Source organism: Mesorhizobium sp. M3A.F.Ca.ET.175.01.1.1 (genome assembly GCF_004791945.1).
Lineage (GTDB): Bacteria > Pseudomonadota > Alphaproteobacteria > Rhizobiales > Rhizobiaceae > Mesorhizobium.
This window is the reverse complement of sequence record NZ_SRTP01000236.1, coordinates 1-323: the sequence shown is the minus strand read 5'-3', so window position 1 is coordinate 323 and position 323 is coordinate 1. Positions and strand designations below refer to the sequence as shown.

The following is a 323-nucleotide window of genomic DNA, read 5'->3' as shown; positions in this document are numbered from 1 at the left end:
AGCCGCCCGCCGATTTTCAACGGCGGGACGCCCTCGATATGCCTTTTGGAAAATGGCACGGGCAGCAGGGCTCGAACCTACCTGCGGTTTTGGAGACCGAATAGCCTTCTTACATCATCTTGTTTACACAGTGATATTTGGCATATTGCCTTTTGATGTGCAAGGATTTGTGAAAGGAAAAATCGGGCGCCCTGCCTTGGCTGGTGTGCTCCGCGAAGCCGAATTGTCGGCAGGCAGACATCATTGGCAAGAGGCGTACCGACCGAGACGTTCTGTCGTGTTGATTGATCTCCTGCTCAGTCGCTCGGCCTTCCCGCGACCAG

At 54.8% G+C, this 323-nt stretch carries 1 protein-coding gene; it reads right to left on the bottom strand.

Features of this window, described 5'->3' with window-relative positions:
* Positions 1–109: 109 nt before the first annotated feature.
* Positions 110–323: hypothetical protein (locus tag EN818_RS33390; protein ID WP_210237335.1), on the bottom strand; the 214-nt coding region annotated here is incomplete at its 5' end.